The organism is Tumebacillus avium (genome assembly GCF_002162355.1).
Lineage (GTDB): Bacteria > Bacillota > Bacilli > Tumebacillales > Tumebacillaceae > Tumebacillus_A > Tumebacillus_A avium.
Genome location: NZ_CP021434.1, coordinates 4,571,165 through 4,591,354, shown reverse-complemented (window position 1 = coordinate 4,591,354; position 20,190 = coordinate 4,571,165). Strand labels below are relative to the sequence as shown.

At 57.1% G+C, this 20,190-nt stretch carries 15 protein-coding genes; 13 read left to right on the top strand and 2 right to left on the bottom strand.

The features are described from left to right. The first annotated feature begins 10 nt into the window (after positions 1 to 10). Genes CBW65_RS21235 through lipB form a run of 5 tightly spaced genes read left to right on the top strand, consistent with a single transcriptional unit; the run spans position 11 to position 5,136 of the window. A complete protein-coding gene (locus CBW65_RS21235; RefSeq protein ID WP_087458560.1) occupies positions 11 to 1,006 on the top strand; it encodes a thiamine pyrophosphate-dependent dehydrogenase E1 component subunit alpha in 996 nt (331 codons plus the stop codon). A 15-nt stretch (positions 1,007 to 1,021) separates the two neighbouring features. Then, a complete protein-coding gene (locus CBW65_RS21230) occupies positions 1,022 to 2,005 on the top strand; it encodes an alpha-ketoacid dehydrogenase subunit beta (protein ID WP_087458559.1) in 984 nt (327 codons plus the stop codon). A 24-nt stretch (positions 2,006 to 2,029) separates the two neighbouring features. Further along, positions 2,030 to 3,376, top strand: a complete 1,347-nt coding sequence (locus CBW65_RS21225; protein ID WP_087458558.1) for a dihydrolipoamide acetyltransferase family protein — start codon at positions 2,030 to 2,032, stop codon at positions 3,374 to 3,376. Positions 3,377 to 3,401: 25 nt separating this feature from the next. Then, entirely contained in the window at positions 3,402 to 4,328 is a 927-nt protein-coding gene (gene lipA, locus CBW65_RS21220) for a lipoyl synthase (protein WP_087458557.1), read from the top strand. A 52-nt stretch (positions 4,329 to 4,380) separates the two neighbouring features. Beyond that, entirely contained in the window at positions 4,381 to 5,136 is a 756-nt protein-coding gene (gene lipB / locus CBW65_RS21215; protein WP_087458556.1) for a lipoyl(octanoyl) transferase LipB, read from the top strand. 125 nt (positions 5,137 to 5,261) lie between these two features. On the opposite strand, the gene CBW65_RS21210 is transcribed toward lipB, so the two are convergent. After that, complete coding sequence (locus tag CBW65_RS21210) at positions 5,262 to 7,022, bottom strand: methyl-accepting chemotaxis protein (protein WP_198299682.1); 1,761 nt, start codon at positions 7,020 to 7,022, stop codon at positions 5,262 to 5,264. Positions 7,023 to 7,319: 297 nt separating this feature from the next. Beyond that, a complete protein-coding gene (locus tag CBW65_RS21205; RefSeq protein ID WP_198299681.1) occupies positions 7,320 to 11,207 on the bottom strand; it encodes a non-ribosomal peptide synthetase family protein in 3,888 nt (1,295 codons plus the stop codon). 245 nt (positions 11,208 to 11,452) lie between these two features. Here CBW65_RS21205 and trpS point away from each other — a divergent pair, with 245 nt between their 5' ends. The 8 genes from trpS (at position 11,453) to CBW65_RS21165 (ending at position 20,179) form a co-directional block, all read left to right on the top strand. Beyond that, complete coding sequence (gene trpS, locus CBW65_RS21200) at positions 11,453 to 12,436, top strand: tryptophan--tRNA ligase (protein WP_087458553.1); 984 nt, start codon at positions 11,453 to 11,455, stop codon at positions 12,434 to 12,436. A gap of 226 nt (positions 12,437 to 12,662) precedes the next feature. Next, positions 12,663 to 14,318, top strand: coding sequence for an acyl-CoA mutase large subunit family protein (locus tag CBW65_RS21195; protein WP_087458552.1), 1,656 nt, complete (start codon positions 12,663 to 12,665; stop codon positions 14,316 to 14,318). A gap of 15 nt (positions 14,319 to 14,333) precedes the next feature. After that, a complete protein-coding gene (locus tag CBW65_RS21190; protein ID WP_087458551.1) occupies positions 14,334 to 14,738 on the top strand; it encodes a cobalamin B12-binding domain-containing protein in 405 nt (134 codons plus the stop codon). 5 nt (positions 14,739 to 14,743) lie between these two features. After that, positions 14,744 to 15,172 carry a methylmalonyl-CoA epimerase gene (mce, locus tag CBW65_RS21185; RefSeq protein ID WP_087458550.1) on the top strand — a complete coding sequence of 143 codons (429 nt, stop codon included), beginning with the start codon at positions 14,744 to 14,746 and terminating at the stop codon, positions 15,170 to 15,172. A 15-nt stretch (positions 15,173 to 15,187) separates the two neighbouring features. Then, a complete protein-coding gene (locus CBW65_RS21180) occupies positions 15,188 to 16,714 on the top strand; it encodes an acyl-CoA carboxylase subunit beta (RefSeq protein WP_087459328.1) in 1,527 nt (508 codons plus the stop codon). A gap of 11 nt (positions 16,715 to 16,725) precedes the next feature. Further along, complete coding sequence (locus tag CBW65_RS21175) at positions 16,726 to 16,941, top strand: hypothetical protein (RefSeq protein ID WP_087458549.1); 216 nt, start codon at positions 16,726 to 16,728, stop codon at positions 16,939 to 16,941. Continuing rightward, positions 16,938 to 18,056, top strand: coding sequence for a M20/M25/M40 family metallo-hydrolase (locus CBW65_RS21170; RefSeq protein ID WP_087458548.1), 1,119 nt, complete (start codon positions 16,938 to 16,940; stop codon positions 18,054 to 18,056). The genes CBW65_RS21175 and CBW65_RS21170 overlap by 4 nt, the downstream gene beginning before the upstream one ends. Positions 18,057 to 18,199: 143 nt before the next feature. Further along, on the top strand, positions 18,200 to 20,179 hold the full coding sequence (locus CBW65_RS21165; protein WP_157722110.1) for a methyl-accepting chemotaxis protein: 1,980 nt from the start codon (positions 18,200 to 18,202) through the stop codon (positions 20,177 to 20,179). The last annotated feature ends 11 nt before the right edge of the window (positions 20,180 to 20,190 follow it).

Genomic DNA, 20,190 nt, shown 5'->3' with positions numbered 1-20,190 from the left:
GTTATCCTCGATGTCCAAGTACGATTACAAAGAACTGGGCTTGTCTGAAGAGCAGGTCCTTGAGCTTTACTACTACATGCTGCTCGCCCGCAAGCTCGACGAGCGCTTCTGGCTGCTCAACCGCGCCGGCAAGATTCCGTTTGTTATCTCCTGTCAGGGCCAGGAGGCAGCGCAAGTTGGCGCAGCTTACGCGCTCGACAAAGAGACCGACTATCTGGCTCCGTACTACCGTGACCTCGGCTGCGTGCTTGTGTTTGGCCAAACGCCGACCGAAATCATGATGTCCGCATTCGCGAAGCCGGGGGATGTCAACTCCCGCGGCCGTCAGATGCCGGGCCACTTCGGGGGCCGCAAATACCGCACCCTGTCCGGCTCCTCTCCGGTTACCACGCAGTTCCCGCACGCAGTAGGCGCCGCTCTGGCTGCTAAGATGCGCGGCGAGAAGAGCGTGGCGTACACCTCGACCGGCGAAGGCTCCTCCAACCAAGGGGACTTCCATGAAGCGTGCAACTTTGCAGCTGTTCATAAGCTGCCGTGCGTCTTCTACATCGAGAACAACGGTTATGCGATCTCCGTTCCGCTCTCCAAGCAGCTCGGCAACCACAACACGGCAGACCGCGCGGTCGGCTACGGCATGCCGGGCTACCAGATCGACGGCAACGATGTGCTGGAAGTCTTCAAGTACGTAAAAGAAGCTGCCGAGCGCGGACGCAACGGCGAAGGCCCGACGATGATCGAAGCCCGCACCTACCGTCTCGTGCCGCACTCCTCGGACGATGATGACAGAGCATACAGAAGCCGCGAAGAAGTGGAAGATGCGAAGAAGAAAGACCCGCTGATCACGTTTGCGCAATATCTCCGCGACAAGGGCGTTCTGACCGAAGAGAAGGAAAAAGAGATGAACGACCGCGTAATGCGTGAAGTCAACGAAGGCACCGAAGCGGCAGAAAAAGAGCCGTTCTTTGCCCCGGAAGACGCGCTTACGCACGTCTATGAAGAACAATAGGAGGTACGCGCAGACATGGCGATTAAATCATATATCGAAGCAGTAACCGAAGCGCTCGATCAGGAGATGGAGCGCGACTCCTCGATTTTTATCCTCGGTGAAGACGTAGGCGTGCGCGGCGGCGTATTCCGCGCCACTGCAGGCTTGATCGAAAAATACGGCGAAGAGCGCGTCATCGACTCTCCGCTGTCCGAGTCGGCGATCGTCGGCGTTTCGATCGGCGCGGCCATGGTTGGCATGCGTCCGGTCGCAGAAATTCAGTTTGCCGACTTCATCTTCCCGGCGTACAACCAGATCGTTTCCGAAGCGGCGCGCATTCGCTACCGCACCAAGTCGGACTGGTTTGTGCCGATGACGATCCGCGCACCGTACGGCGGCGGCGTCCACGGCGCGCTGTACCACTCCCAGTCGGTCGAAGCCTTGTTCCACCACGTTCCGGGCCTGAAGATCGTCATGCCGTCCACTCCGTACGACGTGAAGGGCCTGCTGACCGCAGCGATGCGCGACAACGACCCGGTGCTGTTCTTTGAGCACAAGCGCTGCTACCGCCTGATCAAAGGCGAAGTGCCGTCCGAGCAATACACCATCGAGATCGGCAAGGCGGACGTGAAGCGCGAAGGCGACGATGTTACCGTTATCACTTATGGTCTGATGGTGCACTACGCGCTGGAAGCGGCAGAGACCCTGGCGCAAGAAGGCATCTCTACGCACATCCTCGACCTGCGTACGATCAAGCCGATCGACCGTGAAGCGATCCTCGAAGCGACCAAGAAGACCGGCAAAGTCCTGATCGTGCACGAAGACAGCAAATTCGGCGGCGTTGGCGGCGAAATCTCCGCGATCATCGCAGAAGAAGCACTGTTTGACCTCGACGCGCCGATCCAGCGTCTCGCAGGCCCGGATGTTCCGGCAATGCCGTACTCCCCGCCGCAAGAGAAGTTCTTCATGTTGAGCCCTGCCAAGATTGCAGATGCGATTCGTGAACTGGCCAAATTCTAATTCGTACTAAGGGAGGACTTCTCCATGGCAACGATCTTGATGCCCCAGCTTGGCGAGTCCGTTACGGAAGGCACCATTGCCAAGTGGCTCAAACAACCAGGCGACAAAATCAACAAGTATGACTCGATCGCTGAAGTCATCACCGATAAAGTAAACGCAGAAGTGCCGTCCGAGTTTGTCGGCACCCTGACCGAAATCCTCGTTCCGGAAGGCTCGACCGTTGCGGTTGGCACGCCGATCGCTGTGATCGCGGAAGAAGGCGAAGCGCCGGCTCCGGCAGCACCCCAAGCAGCTCCGGCGGCAGCGCCGAGCGCAGCAGCGGCTGCTGTTCCGCAGGCAGGCCAAGCGCCGGCAGCGGCAGCACCGCAAGGCGTTGGCGGCGCGCGCTTCTCTCCGGCCGTTCTGCGTCTGATTCAAGACCACAACCTCGATGCAAGCCAAATCACCGGTACCGGTGCAGGCGGCCGCATCACGAGAAAAGATGTGCTGGCGTTTGTGGAAGGCGGCGGTGCGGCAGCAGCTCCGCGTCTGACCAAGACCGAGGAAGATCTCTCCTCCGTGGCTGCTCCGACCAAGCCGGCGACCGGCTTGACCGAGATCGGCGCACAAGGCGCGGCAGCACCGGCAGCAGCTCCGGTAGCGGCCGCTCCGAAAGCAGCTTACCAAGCTGCGGACGGCGATACCGTGATCGAAGCATCGGGCATCCGCAAGACGATCGCCCGCCGCATGCTGGAGTCGAAGCACAACGCTCCGCACGCGTGGACGATGATGGAAGCGGACGTTACGACGCTCTCCAAGTTCCGCGACAAAAACAAAGACGCGTTCAAAGCAAAAGAAAACGTGTCGCTGACCTTCCTGCCGTTCTTCATCAAAGCGGTTGTCGAGTCGCTCAAAGAGTTCCCGATTATCAACTCGACATGGCAGGATGATAAGATTATTATTAAAAAAGACATCAACATCTCGATTGCAGTGGCGACAGAAGACGCGCTGTTCGTTCCGGTCATCAAAAATGCGGACCGCCTGAGCATTCTCGGCCTGTCCCATGCGATCAACGACCTGGCGAAACGCGCGCGCGCAGGCAAACTGACGCCGGACGATATGTCGGGCGGCACGTTTACCGTCAACAACACAGGTTCGTTTGGCTCGATTCAGTCGATGCCGATCATCAACGCGCCGCAGGCGGCGATCCTGTCGATGGAAGCGATCGTCAAGCGCCCGGTCGTTATGCCGGACGATTCGTTTGCGATCCGTTCGATGATGAACATGTGCATGTCGCTTGACCACCGTGTACTCGACGGTCTGGTATGCGGCCGCTTCCTGCAGGCGGTCAAGAAACGCATCGAGTCTTACGTCGAGCCGAACCTGTACTAAGATTTGAGGAAAGAGGTGTGTCAGCGTGGAAGAACTGAACGTTCTGGACAATTCCCCGAAGACAGAGGAGGAGCGCCCGCTGCGCCGGCCGGACTGGTTGAAGATTCAGCTGCGCACGGGCCCTAACTTCACGGAACTGAAAGATCTGTTGCGGGGAAATACGCTCCACACCGTCTGTGAAGAAGCACGTTGCCCGAACATCTATGAATGCTGGGAGAACCGGACGGCGACCTTTATGATCCTCGGTGACATCTGCACCCGCGCTTGCGGGTTCTGCGCAGTGAAGACGGGCCTTCCGTCGGAGCTGGACTTGCAGGAGCCGGAGCGCGTGGCCGATTCGGCGGAGATCATGAAGCTGCGTCACGCCGTGGTGACCTCGGTTGCCCGCGACGATCTGAAAGATCACGGTGCTTCTGTGTTTGCGGATACGGTGCGGGCGATCCGCAACCGAATGCCGCTGTGCACGGTGGAAGTGCTCCCGTCCGATATGGGCGGTCAATACGAAGCGCTGAAGGTGCTGCTCGATGCAGAGCCGGACATCTTCAACCACAACATCGAGACGGTACGCCGCCTGACGCCGAGAGTACGGGCCAAGGCGACGTATGACCGGACGCTGGAAGTGTTGCGCTTCGCTAAAGAGTACAAACCGCAGATCCCGACCAAATCGTCGCTGATGCTCGGCCACGGGGAAACGTGGGAAGAGATCATTCAGGTGATGGATGACTTGCGGGCTGTCGATGTGGATATCATGACGATGGGACAATACTTGCAGCCGACGAAGAAGCATCTGCCGGTCAAGAAATACTGGACGCCGGAAGAGTTTGCCACTTTGAAAGAAGAGGCGTTAAAGCGCGGCTTCAAGCATGTCGAGTCGGGTCCGCTGGTGCGCAGTTCCTACCATGCGCATGAGCAAGCCCAATCGGCAGATCAAAAGTTCAAAGAAAACGCGTAATGCACAGGGTCACAGCGTCTGCTGTGGCCTTTTTGTAAGGAGGCAAACAGCGATGAAACCGCATTGTCATATATATGACCTCGGGAAGATCGAGTATGGCCCGGCCTTTGACCTACAGAAGCAGGCGGTACGGGCGATGCTGGAGGGCAAGTTGGAAAATACGATCCTACTCTTGGAGCATCCGCCTGTGTTTACGGTGGGCCGTTCAGGGGGGGCAGAGAACGTGCTGGTAACGCCGGAAGAGCGGGAGCGGCTCGGGATTACGATGTTCGACGTGGACCGCGGCGGCGATATCACCTACCATGGTCCTGGGCAGTTGGTCGGGTATCCGATCCTGCATCTGGAGCCGTGGGGAAATGATGTGCGCCACTATGTGCGGCTGTTAGAAGAGGTGATCATCCGGGTCCTTGCCGATTTTGGCATCACAGGAGGGCGTAAAGAGGGGATGACAGGGGCGTGGGTCGGGGATGAGAAGATCTGTGCCATTGGGGTCAAAGCGAACCGGGATACGGCTCACAAAGGCTTTATCACGTCGCATGGGTTTGCGTTTAACATCCAGCCAGACCTGTCCCATTTCGGCTACATCGTCCCTTGCGGCATCACCGAGTACGGAGTAACCTCCCTGCACCAACTGCTCGGCCACGCCCCAGACATGCAGGAAATGAAGCTCCGCTGGGTCAAGGCGTTCACCGAAGTGTTCGACGCGACCGTCGAGTGGCCAACAGATGAGATCGTCAAAAAGCTCCAAGGCGAGCAGGGGACTGAACCCAGCGACAACCACGCATTCCGAACGGACTGCATGTACTAGCCTGACGGCACAAAATCGCGTGAAACCCGCGAGTACTGCGTGATACTGCGTGTGTGCTTTCCAAAGAAGCGGGCATGAAAAAAGCAACCTTGCCGTGAGGCGAGGTTGCTTTTTTGTTTGGGGCGTTAGCCCTGGTTTTTCTGGAGTTCGTTTTCTTCGTCTTCGGTGCGGATCAGCTGGCTTGCCAGGCGGTTGGCTTGCTCTTGCAGGGCCTGGTTGGACTCGTTGAGCGAGTAGATCGACTTCAACTGTTCCGTGAAGTTTTGCTGGATCAGTTCGACCGATGCAGCTGTCTGTTCGGACATCGAGGAGACCGATTCGACCGTCGAGAGCAGGGACTCTTTGCTCTGCTCGACGACTTGGATCGTCTGGGTGACCTTTTGTACGGACGATGCGACCGCTTGGACGTTGTTGCGGATGTGGTAGAAGCTCTGGATCGTGTTTTCAACCTGGTTGGTCTGTTCACGCAGTGAATCTTCCGCAATACGCATTTCCTGACCGGTCGATACGATGTCGCGGGAGATGTCGCTCAAGAGCTCATCGATTTCCTGCGACGCTTGCTTGGTGTTCGTCGACAGCTTGCGGATCTCATCTGCTACTACGGAGAAGCCGCGGCCGTGTTCGCCTGCGCGCGCTGCTTCGATGGAAGCGTTCAGCGACAGCAAACCGGTCTGTTCCGCAACGTCTTGAATGCTCGACAGGAGGGAGTTGATGCGGCGGGTACGCTCTTCCAGCGAGTAGATCTTCTGGCCGAGACCCAAGGTGATCGCTTCGGTCTGCGAAGACTTTTGCTTGAGACCTTCGACGATATCAATACCTTGAACCGATTCATCAACACATTTTGCGATCGAGCTGTGCGCTTCCGACGTATGTTCGAGGATCTCGCCGATCTTCGAGTTCATATCCCACAGCTGGCTGTTCCCGCGCTCCGCTTCCGAAGCGAGGTATTCGGTCGTTGTGGAGATCTCCTGCAGGGAACGAAGCACATGCTCCGCTTGGCCTTTGGAGTTGTCAGAGACAGCAGCAACCTGTGTAAACGTGGAGACGAGCTGACCGGTTGCCGACTCGATCTCTTTCATCATGTTGCGGATCTTCTTCACCATCTCGTTGAAGCCGGCTGCAACGACGCCAATTTCATCTTGGCTCTTCACATCGAGTTCAACGTTCAGGTTGCCTGCGCCCACTTCATCCACTGCGTTCGACAGGTCTTTGATCGGGTTCAGCATGCGCTTCAGGAAGAAGTACTGAATCGCGAAGATGATCAGGAAGAGTACGACCAGAGCGGCGCCGAGACGCTGCACCATCATCATCTGCGATTCGCGAATGATGGTCGCGCTCATGTCGATCGCAAACATCGCCACGACGTTGCCGCTGGAATCGAGCACCGGCGTGATAACGGTGAACCAAGTGCCGAACTGGTCATCATAGATATCTGTGGTGGCCGGCTCTTTTGTTGCGTTCGCCTGTTCAACCGCTGTGACGTAGGACGGGAACGGCTCCATTTCAGCGCCCGGTACGGCGCCGACTTCGATCAGGGAAGACGGGTTGGTGATCGATTTGAACTTGTTGTTTTCGTTCAGTTCACCTTCGAACAGATAACCTTGTGCTACGTTGGTGTTGTGTTGCGAGATCTTGTCCAACTGTGCGACAATTTGCTTTTGCGATTCTGCGTTGACATCCAATTCTGTTTCGGCCTTTTTGACCAGTTCCGGATCGAAACTGTTCGCGATCAGGTTCCCCAAGCCCTTGCCTTGCTGGGACAGGGTCTCGGTGATGACCTTACCTTCGAAGTAGTAGGAGGCAGCAATCAAAATGATGCCGACTAAGAAGGTAAAAATGGCCGAGAGCAAAAGATTTTTCTGGAAAAAGGAAAATCTTTTAAACATGCACATACACCGCCTTAATATGATAAATAGTTCGATAGTAATGAAGTTCTACATCAACGTCGCTTTATCCTTCCTTCAAGTATACTTCTAGTCCTAGAAGTTCAAGATTTTACTAATAGTAGTATATTACCTGATAACCAATAAAACTTCAAAACCTATTTTTAGTTCAAACGGGCAGGAATATTAGTTCTCAGGTAATACTCTTGGAATTTCTTGTTGAAATGCGACGGATAATTCATAAAAAAACCGAAACAACCCGGAGCAAACCGGGTGTTTCGGTTACGGTCGATCCCTGCCTTATACGAACTGCAGCACTTTTTCCGCTTTTTTGGCGGCTTTGGCTTGCGTGTACGCGGCAGCTTGCTTCTTCGCTTCGAGGGTCTCGAGGAGAGACCAGTGCTTGGAAGCCGGCAGATAGCCTACTTTGATCGCATGTTTAAGAATGACATAGATAAGATCACGATCCGGTTCCGGACAAACAATGTTCGATCCGGCCAGCAATTTTTGCGTCGCTTTGCAGGAGATCTTCATCACCGGGTCTTCGGTGTTCAGCTCATTGAAGTGAGCGAAGATCAATTGCAATGCCTCATGATGTTTCGGAGAGTCATTGTCTTGGAACAGCCACCACATGTAATCTTGCGTATCCATGGTCAGGATGCTGTAGCCAAGCCCTTGCAGGACCGAGATGAACGTCTCCGTTTTGATTTGCTTCGGATTGCACAGATGCAGGGTCTGAGAAATCGTATCCTTGCGCATGACCGAGTGAACGAGCGCTTTCGAGCAGTAGTTGACCGGCGTCATGTCGACGTAGTTCGGATCTTCCGGCGTCGTTTCCAGCATCAAGGTCGCTTTCATCCATTGATAGAAAGCGTTGCTCTCGATGTTGCGCTGGAAGCGGCCGCTCACCGAATGGCCGACAAGGTTGCCGACGCGGTAGACGGTGCACAGCACCCCTTGCTTCATCGCCTCGCGCACGAGCTTTTCCGCACGGAATTTGCTCTCGCAGTAGAGGTTGTGGAAGGTCTGGCCGCGGTCGAAGTCGCTTTCGGTAACTACATACTCATTGCCGTCCGCATCGGACGGACCCATGATGCTCAGGGTGGAAACATAGTGGAAGCGCACACCTTCACGTCGGCGCGCGATGTCGATCAACTGCTCCGTCGAGCGGACGTTGACTTGATCGAAGTGATCTTCGTCACCGTAGTAGCGCACGTCGGCGCCGCAGTGGATCACAGCGTCCGCCTGTGCGTACAGGATCTCGCGGTCTGCACCGGAAAGGCCGAGGCCTTCCTGGGTCAGGTCGCCGGCCAAAGCCGTGACGCGATCTTTCGCTTCCTCTGCCAATGCCTGACCAAAGTAATAGTCAACCGTTTCGAGCAGACGCTCTTGCGGGGTGACGTCGTTGGACGGGCGCACGAGGCAGTAGATATGAGCATCGGTGTCTTTGAGCAGGTCGTGCAGAATGTGCGAGCCGAGGTAACCGGTGGCGCCGGTCAGGAAGACGACGTTCGGCTTTTGCAGCTTCAAGCGGGAAGCTGCTTTTTTCTTGCCTGCAGCCGCGCCTTCTGCCGTTTGCACGAGCAGCTGTTCAAAGTGGGTCAGAGCGATTTCGCATGCGGCATCCTGCGCGATGCGCAGCTCAAGCTCTGCGACGGTCGGATGTTTGTAGAAATCCTGGATCGTCAGCGTCGGATAGTACGGTTTCAATTTTACAAGGCACGGCAGGATGTTCAGCGAGTGGCCGCCCATGGCGAAAAAGTTGTCATGGATGCCGACTTGCTTCACGCCGAGAATTTCTTGCCAGACTTCTGCGATCAGGCGCTGCACGTCATTTTGCGGCGCAACATAAAGTTCTTCGCCGCCGGTGTTGACCTCTTCCGGAGACGGAAGCGCCCGGTGATCGATCTTTCCGTTGATTGTAACCGGAATCGACGGAATGTTGATCACGTGTGCCGGAACCATATAATCGGATAATGTCTCAGCTAAAAATGCTTGAACTTCTGCCGGTCGAAGCGGCAGTTCGGTGACGATGTACGCGACCAGACGCTTTTGACCGATCGGGTCAACGCTGGCGACGACGATGCCTTCTTTGATCGCAGGATGCATCAAGAGAGCAGCTTCAATCTCACCGAGTTCGATGCGGTAGCCGCGGATCTTGACCTGGTTGTCGATGCGGCCTTGGAACTCGATGTTCCCATCCGGCAGCATGCGGCCCAGGTCGCCCGTCTTGTACATTCTTTCGCCGGGACGGAACGGATTGTCGATGAACTTTTCTGCGGTCAGCTCCGGGCGTCTGAAGTATCCGCGCGCTACGCCCGCACCGCCGATGTAAAGTTCGCCGTTCGCTCCGATCGGCACTAAATTCAAATGATTGTCAAGCAGGTACACTTCGGTGTTCTGCAAAGCGCGGCCAATCGGCAAAGGATTGGGCAGGCTTTGGTACGAACGGGAAGACCAGCCGGTTGCACTGACAGTTGTTTCTGTCGGACCATAGTTGTTGATGTAATGAACGCGCTTGGACCAAAGCTCAGCGAGCGGTACCGGACAAGCGTCACCGCCGGTGACGATCACTTCCAGATTCGGGCCTGCTTCCAGCGGCAGTTGGCTCAGCATGGAAGGCGTGGTCACGAAGAACGTGATCTGCTCACGCTCCAGCAAATCGGTCAGGGCTTCTGCGTTTTTCAACTCGTGCGAAGGAGCCATGATCAGCGTCGCGCCGCGCGTCAAGGTGAAGAAGATCTCCATGACGGACGGGTCGAACGCCAGCGAAATGAATTGCAGCACACGGCTCTTTTCGTGAAGTTCAAAAAACTCGCCTTGCGCCACGGCCAGGTTGCACAGGCCGCGGTGATGCAGCATCGTCCCTTTCGGCTTGCCGGTAGAACCGGATGTGTAGATGACGTATGCCAGGTCGTCCGGGGTAAGTTCGGAAGCAACCGGCGTTGCCGGGTACGTTCCGACGACCGGCATTTCCTTGTCCAGAGAGAAGACTTCGCCGTTAAAGCCGGTGAGCTTGTCGAGCAGGAAGTCCTTCGTGATGATGAGCAACGCGTTCGAATCTTCGAGCAGGTAGTCAATGCGCGCCTGCGGTGCATCCGGGTCGATCGGCAGGTAAGCGCCGCCCGACTTGAGAATGCCCATAACGCTAATGATCATCTCAATCGAGCGGTTGACCATGATCGCGATAATGGAGTCGCGGTCGCAGCCGGAGGCACGCAGCGCATGCGCCATCTGGTTCGCTTTTTCGTTTAACTGGGCGTAGGTGAGTTCCTCGTCCTGATAACGAACGGCGATGTTGTCCGGCGTGCGCAGGGCCTGCTCTTCAAAGATCTCGATGATCGTTTTGTCAGACGGGAAAAAGGCTTCCGTATCGTTGAAGGAAGCGAGCAGTTGAAGCTCTTCTTCAGACAGCATGTGCAGCTCGGAGACCAAAGTTTTTGGTGCTTCGGTGATCGAGGACAGCAGCGTTTGGAAGTTTTTCATCATCCGTTTGATCGTGCTCGATTCGTACAGCCCGCCATCATAAGTAAAGGACACGCGCAGATCGGTCTCACTGTTTTTCAAGGTGAGTCCGATTTCGACGCCCACTTTTTTCAAGGCGCGGATATGACCTTTGCGCTTGCCGTTTTCCATGGCAAAACATGCCGGAAACGCTGCGTGTTTAAACTCGGCGCTCTCTTTCGCCTGCTCTTCGAGCAACTGTTCAAGCTCGCAGGTTTGCGCGACGAGTGCGGCGAGGTTGACCTCCGCCAGCAGTTCCGAGAAATCGGAGTTTTGCGAAAAATTTAAGCGAAGCGGCAAAAGGAAGTTCCGGTCTTCGCTCGTCTCCGTCAAGGCGGAGCTGTGTACGCCGATCATCATTTCTTCGGCGCGGCTGTAGCGGTGCAGAAGCACCGTGAAAGCGGACAGCACGACAGACGAGAGCGAGGTTTGTGTCGAGTCGGCCAGAAGGCGAAGCTTCTCAGTCAGCTCAACAGACAGAGTGCTTTCGCATTCGCGAAGCTCTGTGGCTTTCTTTTGGGCGCGAGAGAAATCGGTCGACATTTCCAAGACCGGCAGCGGAGACTGCCAGTGTTTGGCAAAGAAACTTTTCAAGCTGTCAGATGCCTGCGTTACCCCCGTAGCCGCAAGCTTTTGTTCGGCGGTCTCTTTCCCCGAGAGACCTTTACCCTGTTCATTCAGCATAACTACACCCATCCCCCAATGGTAATTTTTTCTTCAATCCCCATTAAAATTATACTTCTATCCTTTTCCGCCGTCAACTTAATAGACCGTTAATTTTAATGCGCTTTTATCTTCGCATGAAAGGTTTAACCTAATGATGTCCTATTCAGGCAGGAAATGGGAGGTGTGGCACAGGTTTTTTCCTCCTCCAAGTTATGCTAAAATGCAAATAGAAACGTCGAAGAGAATGAGAGGGGCCGTTACGTTTGAAACGAGTATTTTCCGGTGTACAACCGTCAGGCAACCTGACGATCGGCAACTATTTGGGCGCGATCAAGCAGTTTGTGGAGATGCAAAATGAAGCGAATGCTTTGTACTGCGTCGTCGACCTGCATGCGATCACCGTCCCGCAAGACCCGGCGGAGCTGCGCAAGCGCTCGCGGGAAATCGCTCAGCTGTACCTGGCGTGCGGGGTTGATCCGGACAAGGCGACCGTGTTTATCCAGTCCCACGTCAAAGAGCATGCGGAGCTGGGCTGGCTCTTGCAATGCGCGTCCTACATGGGTGAGCTGAACCGCATGACCCAATACAAGGACAAGTCGGAAGGGAAGCAGTCGGTGCAGGTCGGCCTGTATACATATCCGGTCTTGATGGCGGCAGACATTCTGCTCTACGACACGACGCATGTGCCGGTCGGGGACGACCAGAAGCAGCACATCGAACTGACCCGCGACATCGCAACGCGTTTCAACGGGCGCTTTGGCGACACGTTTGTGCTGCCGGAGCCGCACATTCAGGAGTTTGGCGCGCGGATCATGGCGCTGGACGAGCCGACGAAGAAAATGTCCAAATCGGCGGAGAACGAAGGGTCGCGCATCGCGATTCTCGAAGATCCGGCTGTGTTCAAGAAAAAGATCATGCGTGCGGTGACCGACACCGAAAACGAGATCCGCTTTGACGAAGACAATAAGCCGGGCGTCTCCAACCTGCTGACGATCTACTCGCTGTTTGCCGGCGTTGGGGTCGATGAGCTCGTCGCCCGCTACCAGGGGCAGGGCTACGGCAACCTGAAAAAGGACCTGGTCGAAGTGATGACCGACCAGCTTGGCACGATTCAAAAGCGCTACAGCGAACTGAGCGATCCGGCCGAGCTGGACAAGATCCTGGCGGCTAGCGCTGAACGCGCCCGCACGATCGCCGAACAGACGGTCAACCGCGTGAAAGACGCCATGGGTCTGGTGCGTTTGTAATCAATCCAAGCTGGGAATTATGCAACGCTTCCTTATAAAGCTGACAAGTTTTCCGATCGGGGCTTGTCAGTTTTTTCTATGCAAAAAATGAGCATTCATTCACCGATTTGCCCTTTCTGAAAGCGGTTGTATGGTATAATAACCCGTATGTGCCATTCTTTTTACTCGTGGTGACAGCATTTATCCAACACATAGAAGCACTACTTTGGTAGGAGGGTTTGATTCAATGTCAGACTTTAAGCAAAGACTGCATGACTGGCTGGCGAAAGCGGACAAGGCAGCTTCCCGTTTTCCGGAACGCCGTGAAACGTTCAACACGTCTTCGGACACGATCGAGGTAAAGCGCCTCTATACGGCTGAAGATGTGCAAGGGGATTATCTGGAGAAGCTCGGCTTCCCGGGCGAATATCCGTACACCCGCGGGGTGCAGCCAACGATGTACCGCTCCCGCTTCTGGACGATGCGCCAATACTCCGGTTTCGGCTCCGCAGAGGAGACGAACCTGCGATTCAAATACCTGCTCGAAAACGGACAGACCGGCCTGTCCACCGCGTTCGACCTGCCGACACAGATCGGCTACGACTCGGACGACATGATGGCCAAAGGCGAAGTCGGCAAGGTCGGCGTGGCGATCTCCTCGCTGAAAGACATGGAGACGCTGCTCGACGGCATCGCGCTCGATAAAGTGTCGACTTCGATGACGATCAACGCGCCGGCGTCCGTGCTGCTCGCGATGTACATCGCCGTTGCTGAAAAGCAAGGCGTGTCGTCCGATCAAGTGTCCGGCACAATTCAGAACGACATTTTGAAAGAGTACGTTGCGCGCGGCACGTACATCTACCCGCCGGAAGCGTCGATGCGCCTGATCACCGACATCTTCGGCTACTGCGCAGAGCACGTGCCGAACTGGAACACGATCTCGATCTCCGGCTACCACATCCGCGAAGCAGGCTCCACCGCTGTGCAGGAAGTGGCATTTACGCTCTCCAACGCGATCGCCTATGTCGAAGCGGCGGTGAAGGCGGGTCTTGACGTGGACCGTTTTGCGCCGCGCCTGTCGTTCTTCTTTAACGCGCACAACAACTTCCTCGAAGAGGTCGCCAAATTCCGTGCTGCCAGACGCATCTGGTCGCGGATCATGAAGGAGCGCTTCGGCGCGAAAGATCCCAAGTCGTGGCAGCTGCGCTTCCACACGCAGACCGGCGGTTCGACGCTGACCGCTCAGCAGCCGGACAACAACATCGTCCGCGTCACGATGCAGGCGCTGGCAGCCGTGCTCGGCGGCACGCAGTCCCTGCACACCAACTCCAAAGACGAAGCGCTGGCGCTCCCGACCGAAGAGTCGGCGCGCATCGCGCTGCGCACCCAGCAGATCATCGCGTATGAAAGCGGCGTGGCCGACACGGTCGACCCGCTGGCCGGCTCCTTCTACATCGAGTCGCTGACCGACGAGATCGAGGCTCAGGCGCTGGAGTACATCGCCAAGATCGACGAGATGGGCGGCGCGGTGAAAGCGATCGAGCAAGGCTACATGCAGCGCGAGATCCAAAACGCGGCCTACCAGGCGCAGATGGCGATCGAAGACGGCTCGGAAGTCGTTGTCGGCGTGAACAAGTTCCGCCTCGAGAACGAGCCGAAGCCGGAACTGCAAAAGATCAACCCGGAGCTGGAGCGGATCCAAAACGAGCGCCTCGCCGAGCTGCGCAAGGGCCGCGACAACGAGTTGGTCGACGCGAAGCTGGCGGCGCTGAAGCAAGCGGCGCAGGGCACCGACAACCTGATGCCGTTCATCGTGGACGCGGTCAAGGCGTACGCAACGCTTGGCGAAATCTGCAACGTCATGCGCGACGTGTTTGGCGAATATCAGCCAGCACAGTGGTAAGAGGAGGAGCACATCATGTCTGAAACAAAAATCCGTGTACTTGTTGCCAAGCCGGGCCTCGACGGTCATGACCGCGGGGCGCTGGTCGTCGCCAAAGCGCTGCGTGATGCCGGGATGGAAGTCATCTACACCGGCCTGCGCCAAACGCCGCAGCAGATCGCCGCTTCGGCGATTCAGGAAGACGTCGATGTGATCGGCCTGTCCTCGCTGTCCGGCGCGCACATGCATCTGTTCCCGGAAGTGGTGCGCCTGATGAAGGAGCAAGGAGCAAACGACGTGCTGATCATCGGCGGCGGCGTCATTCCGGATGAAGACATTCCGGCGCTGAAGGAAGCAGGCGTTGCCGAAGTGTTCACGCCGGGCACTCCGCTCACCGCGATGTCCGACTACATCCGCGCCAACGTGAAAGACCGGGGGTAAGCGAAATGACGTTTGTTCCCTATAAAATTGACCATTTGGGCATCGCCGTCCGCTCGATTGAGGAGACGCTGCCCCTGTATACCGGCGGGATCGGCTTGAAAGTGATCCACGAAGAGATCATCGCCGACCAGATGGTGCGCGCGATCTTTCTGGAAGTGGGGGAGAGTTGTGTCGAACTGCTCGAACCGACTTCCCCGGAGTCGCCGATCGCCAAATATATCGAGAAAAAAGGACCGGGGATTCACCATGTCGCCTATGCGGTCGAAGATGTGCAAGCGGCGCTCGACCATGCCAAAGCACAAGGCCTGCGCCTGATCGACGAGCAGCCGCGCCAAGGCGGCCATGGGAAGCTGATCGGCTTCGTGCATCCGAAAGACACGCACGGCGTCCTGACCGAGTTCTGCCAGAAGATCGAGGAGACGGAGGAGAAATAAGTGGAGAAGAAGCTGATGGAACTGCATGACCGCCGCCGCAAGATTGAGTTGGGCGGCGGCGACAAGCGAATCGCCGCGCAGCATGACAAAGGCAAGCTGACCGCCCGCGAGCGCTTGGAGATTCTGCTCGATGAAGGATCGTTTCGCGAACTGAATCCGTTTATCGAACACCGCGCCATCCACTTCGGCATGGCCGATGCGGAAGGCCCGGGCGAAGGCGTCGTCACCGGCTGGGGCAAGATCAACGGCCGCATCGTCTATGTGTTTGCCCAAGACTTTACCGTCTTTGGCGGTGCGCTTGGCGAGATGCATGCGCTGAAGATCGCCAAGATGATGGATCTGGCGGCGAAAAACGGCGCGCCGGTGATCGGCTTGAACGACTCCGGCGGCGCGCGGATTCAAGAAGGGGTCCAGTCGCTCGACGGCTACGGACACATCTTCTACCGCAACTCGATCTACTCCGGCGTCATCCCGCAGATCTCCGTGATCATGGGTCCGTGCGCAGGCGGCGCTGTCTATTCGCCGGCGATCACCGACTTCATCTTCATGGTCGAAGGCACTTCGCAGATGTTCATCACCGGTCCGAAAGTCATCGAGACGGTGACCGGCGAAAACATCTCGGCCGACAACCTCGGCGGTGCGCGCGTGCAGTCCAGCGTTTCTGGCGTGGCGCATTTTACGGGCAAGACGGAAGAAGAAGTCTTGAACGATGTGCGCCGTCTGATGTCCTTCCTGCCGCAAAACAACATGGAAGAGCCGCCGCGCATCTTCGCCAAGCCGGATGACGGCTACTGCGAAGAGATGCTGGAAGTGGTGCCGGTTGAAGCGACCAAGGCGTACGATGTGCGCGACGTGATCACCCGCGTGGTCGACAATGGCGACTTCATGGAAGTGCAGCCGAACTTCGCGAAAAATGCGGTGATCGGCCTGGCGCGCATCGAAGGCCACCCGGTCGGCATCATCGCCAACCAGCCGAAGTTTATGGCCGGGGGTCTGGACATCGATTCGTCCGACAAGATCTCCCGCTTCATCCGCTTCTGCGACTGCTTCAACATCCCGCTGATCACCTTCGAAGACGTGACCGGCTTCATCCCAGGCGTCATGCAGGAGCACCGCGGCATCATTCGCCACGGCGCAAAGATCCTCTACGCATACTCGGAAGCGACCGTGCCGAAGATCACCGTCATTCTGCGCAAAGCGTTTGGCGGCGCTTATGTCGCGCTGAATTCGAAAGCGATCGGCGCCGACCTCGTCTACTCCTGGCCGACCGGCGAAGTGGCGGTCATGGGTGCGGAGGGCGCTGCAAACATCGTGTTTGCCAAAGAGATCGCTGACAGCGCGAACCCGACCGAAACCCGTGCACAGAAGATCGCCGAGTACAAAGAAAAGTTCGCCAACCCGTACGTGGCGGCATCGCTTGGCATGGTTGACGATGTGATCGACCCGCGCGAAACGCGTCAAAAGCTCAAAGAGGCGCTGGAGATCCTCCGCAACAAGCGGGAGACCCGCCCGCCGAAGAAGCACGGAAACATCCCGCTCTAAGGAGGATGTCTATGGCACAGGACAGATTTGACGTGACGTTTATCCGCGGGCCGCGCGATGTGTCCCCGTGGCGCAAAGCAGCCCGCGAGATGACGCTCGGCACGCGTCTGCAGGCGGAGGAATCCGCCTTGCAGGCCCGCATCGGCTATACCGAGCAGCGCGACGAGATCCACAGTGAGAAATTCCCCAACGCCACTTACTATCGGAAAGGCAGGAATTCCAAATGATCCAAGTGAATCGTGAACGACTGATCCAAGAGTTTATGGAACTGGTGCAAATCGACTCCTTGTCCCGCGACGAGCGGAACATGGCAGACGCGGTGACGGCAAAGTTGACCGCGCTCGGCGTCGAAGTGGTGGAAGACAACGCCGGCGAGCGCATCGACGGCAACGCTGGCAACCTGATCTGCACGATCAAAGGCGACCCGTCGAAAAAGACCATTCTCTTCACCTGTCACCTCGACACGGTCGCGCCGGGCAAAGGCATCAAGCCGCAGTTGCTCGAAGACCGCATCACTTCCGACGGCACGACGATCCTCGGCGCTGATGACAAGGCGGGCATCGCCGGCATCCTCGAAATGGTGCGCGCGCTCAAGGAGCAGAACATGAACCACGGCAACATCGTACTGTTCCTGACCGTCTCCGAAGAGACCGGCCTGCTTGGTTCCCGCCATGCGGACTGGAGCAAGCTCCCGCACGTCGACATGGGCTTCGCGTTTGACTCCAACGGCCCGATCGGCAAAGTGGTCACCATGTCCCCGTCGCAGGCGCGCCTCGACATCGTGATCAACGGCCGTCTGGCGCATGCCGGCGTCAACCCGGAAGCGGGCATCTCAGCGATCAAAGTCGCATCGGCTGCCATCTCCCGCATGAAGCTGGGCCGCATCAACGAAAACACCACGGCGAACATCGGCTCCTTCCATGGCGGCGAAGCGACCAACGTCGTGTGCGACCGCGTGGAGATCAAAGCGGAAGCGCGCTCGCTCGACCCGGCGGAACTCGATGTGCAGATCGCACACATGAAAGAAACGTTCGAAGCGACCGCAGCCGATTTTAACACTACGGCAGAAGTAACTGTCAACAAGCTGTACCACAACCTGCGCCACGAAGAGAGCGCAGAAGTGGTGCAAACGGCGTTCAAAGCGATCAACATGCTGGGCATCGAGCCGAGCACGATGTCGTCCGGCGGCGGCTCTGACGCCAACGTCCTGAACGGCCAAAACATCCCGACGGTCAACTTGGCGATCGGATATCAAAAAATTCACACCGTCGAAGAGTTCATCATGCTCGACGACCTCGAAACGGCAGCCAAACTGTTCATCGCCGTGACCCAAGCGGTCTAATTGCAGCGGCACTGATCGGGACACCGTCTTTCCTATATCGGGAAAGGCGGTGTTTTTTTGTTCGTTAAACAGGTAAATCGACATGTTTCGTCAAATTGTAACAAGAGATATAGAGATAGAGAGGGAAAGGATTGGGGAAGGCTTTGAAATTGAGAACGAAGACGTTTGGCATGCTGCTGGGTATGGCACTGATTCCGATGATCATCATGGGCAGCGTCAATAACTTCGTCTCGTCGCATGCGCTGAACACGCTGCAAGAGTCGGCGGTGCAGGCGGCAGAAGAGACGACGATCGAAATGATCGAGTCGCAAAAGCGCACGGTGGTGATGCTCGCGGAGCAGGCAGCGTTAAACCAAGAACTGCTCGCCGCTGTTGAATCCGGGGATCGCACCCGGATCGCCAAAGTGATCGATCCGCTGTTTCAAGTTTTAAAACCGGAGGGCATCTCGGTGCTCGAAGTTGGCAATGGGATGGGACAAGTCAACTATCGCGGCCACAATCCGCAAAAATTCGGTGACAACAAATATGAAGATCCGGTCGTTTCGATCGCTCTGTCCAAAGGGATTCCTGTCGCTTCGGTCGACGAAGGCAGTTCCGGACTTGCTGTGCGCGGGGTGGCCCCGATCAAGCAGGGCGATGTGGTCAGAGGATCGGTGATGACCGGATTCAGCACCAATCTTGATTTTGCCGAGCGGCTGAAACACATGGTCAACGGTGAAATCGGCATTTACAGCGCAGAAAAACAACAGCTGCTGGTCTCCACCATTGCAGGGGAGCAGGATCAAATGACAGACTCTGCGCTGATCGAAAGCGTGATCAATCAACAGCAGGTCTATCGTACCCAAGGGGAAGTGAACGGCGTTCCGTATGATTTCCTGTACGTGCCGCTCACCGACTATGACAAATTCAAGACGCTTGGCGTGCTGCGCATCGCCAAATCACGGGCGGCGATCGCCGCTGTTGAGCGGGAAAGCCTGCTCTACACGCTGGGACTCGCCCTTGTCGTGATCGTGCTCGCTGTGCTGGTCGCCACTTTCAGCACGCGCTCCATCGTGCGGCCGATGACGGCGGTGATGAAAGGTCTGCAGCGCGCGTCAGGCGGACATCTTACTTCGGCTGCCCCGGTGAAAACGTCGGGTGAACTGCAGCAGCTTCATGATCACTATAACAGCATGATCCAGAATGTCGGCGAACTGCTCGCCACCGCCAAAGCGACAGCGTCCCGCGTCGCCGGCCTGACCGAGTCGCTGTCCCAAGGCAGCGAGGAGGCATCGGCGGCAGCGGAGCAAGTCACGCAAGCGATCGACGCGGTCGCCACCGGGTCGGATGCGCAAAACGATGCGCTGCAACGCGCCAACGACCGGATGCGCACGGCGCTTGGTTCGCTGGAGGAGATTCAAAAGCGTGCCGCAGGTCTTAGCGAACTGGCCGATGAGGTGGAAGAAGCGACGGAAGTCGGCCAGCGCACGATGAACCAAACCCGCGCTGAGATGGATTCGATCCATCGACAGGTGGAACAGACGGCTGATACGATGAACCTCTTAGGAGAGCAATCGCAAAAGATCGGCCACATCGTCGATCTGATCGGCGGGATCGCCGGGCAGACCAATCTGCTGGCGCTGAATGCTGCAATCGAAGCGGCGCGGGCCGGGGAACACGGCAAAGGATTTGCCGTGGTTGCAGATGAAGTGCGCAAGCTCGCTGAGCAGTCGGGCAAGGCGGCCGAAGAGATCGCTTCCTTGATCCGCGAGATGCGTGAACAGGTGGACGCGAGCATCGCCGGGATGCAACAAGGCTTGACGGTGGTGGCCAGCGGCAGCCGTGCGGTCGAAGAGACGGAGCAGGCGTTCCAAATCGTCCGCACCTCGCTTTCCGACGTGACCCGTGAGATCACGCACGTGCACCGCCTGACCGACGAAGCGGCCGATGAGACCAGCGGCGTGGAAGCGGAGTTTCAGTCGATCGCAGCCGTTTCTGAACAGACCGCCGCATCGAGCCAGGAAGTGGCGGCGGCGATCGAAGAGCAGGAAGCGACGATGGCGGCGCTTGCCGAATCGATGCAGGAACTCGCGCTGCTCGCTGAGGAGCTGAACACGGCCGTCTCGCGTTTTACATTCGAATAGCGCAAACAAGA

Coding starts and splice junctions, on each gene's coding strand:
- CBW65_RS21230 (WP_087458559.1), top strand. CDS start 1,022: ATGGCGATTAAATCATATATCGAAGCAGTAACCGAAGCGCTCGATCAG.
- mce (WP_087458550.1), top strand. CDS start 14,744: ATGACGTTTGTTCCCTATAAAATTGACCATTTGGGCATCGCCGTCCGC.
- CBW65_RS21190 (WP_087458551.1), top strand. CDS start 14,334: ATGTCTGAAACAAAAATCCGTGTACTTGTTGCCAAGCCGGGCCTCGAC.
- CBW65_RS21180 (WP_087459328.1), top strand. CDS start 15,188: ATGGAACTGCATGACCGCCGCCGCAAGATTGAGTTGGGCGGCGGCGAC.
- CBW65_RS21225 (WP_087458558.1), top strand. CDS start 2,030: ATGGCAACGATCTTGATGCCCCAGCTTGGCGAGTCCGTTACGGAAGGC.
- CBW65_RS21175 (WP_087458549.1), top strand. CDS start 16,726: ATGGCACAGGACAGATTTGACGTGACGTTTATCCGCGGGCCGCGCGAT.
- CBW65_RS21195 (WP_087458552.1), top strand. CDS start 12,663: ATGTCAGACTTTAAGCAAAGACTGCATGACTGGCTGGCGAAAGCGGAC.
- CBW65_RS21235 (WP_087458560.1), top strand. CDS start 11: ATGTCCAAGTACGATTACAAAGAACTGGGCTTGTCTGAAGAGCAGGTC.
- CBW65_RS21210 (WP_198299682.1), bottom strand. CDS start 7,022: ATGTTTAAAAGATTTTCCTTTTTCCAGAAAAATCTTTTGCTCTCGGCC.
- CBW65_RS21170 (WP_087458548.1), top strand. CDS start 16,938: ATGATCCAAGTGAATCGTGAACGACTGATCCAAGAGTTTATGGAACTG.
- lipB (WP_087458556.1), top strand. CDS start 4,381: ATGAAACCGCATTGTCATATATATGACCTCGGGAAGATCGAGTATGGC.
- CBW65_RS21205 (WP_198299681.1), bottom strand. CDS start 11,207: ATGCTGAATGAACAGGGTAAAGGTCTCTCGGGGAAAGAGACCGCCGAA.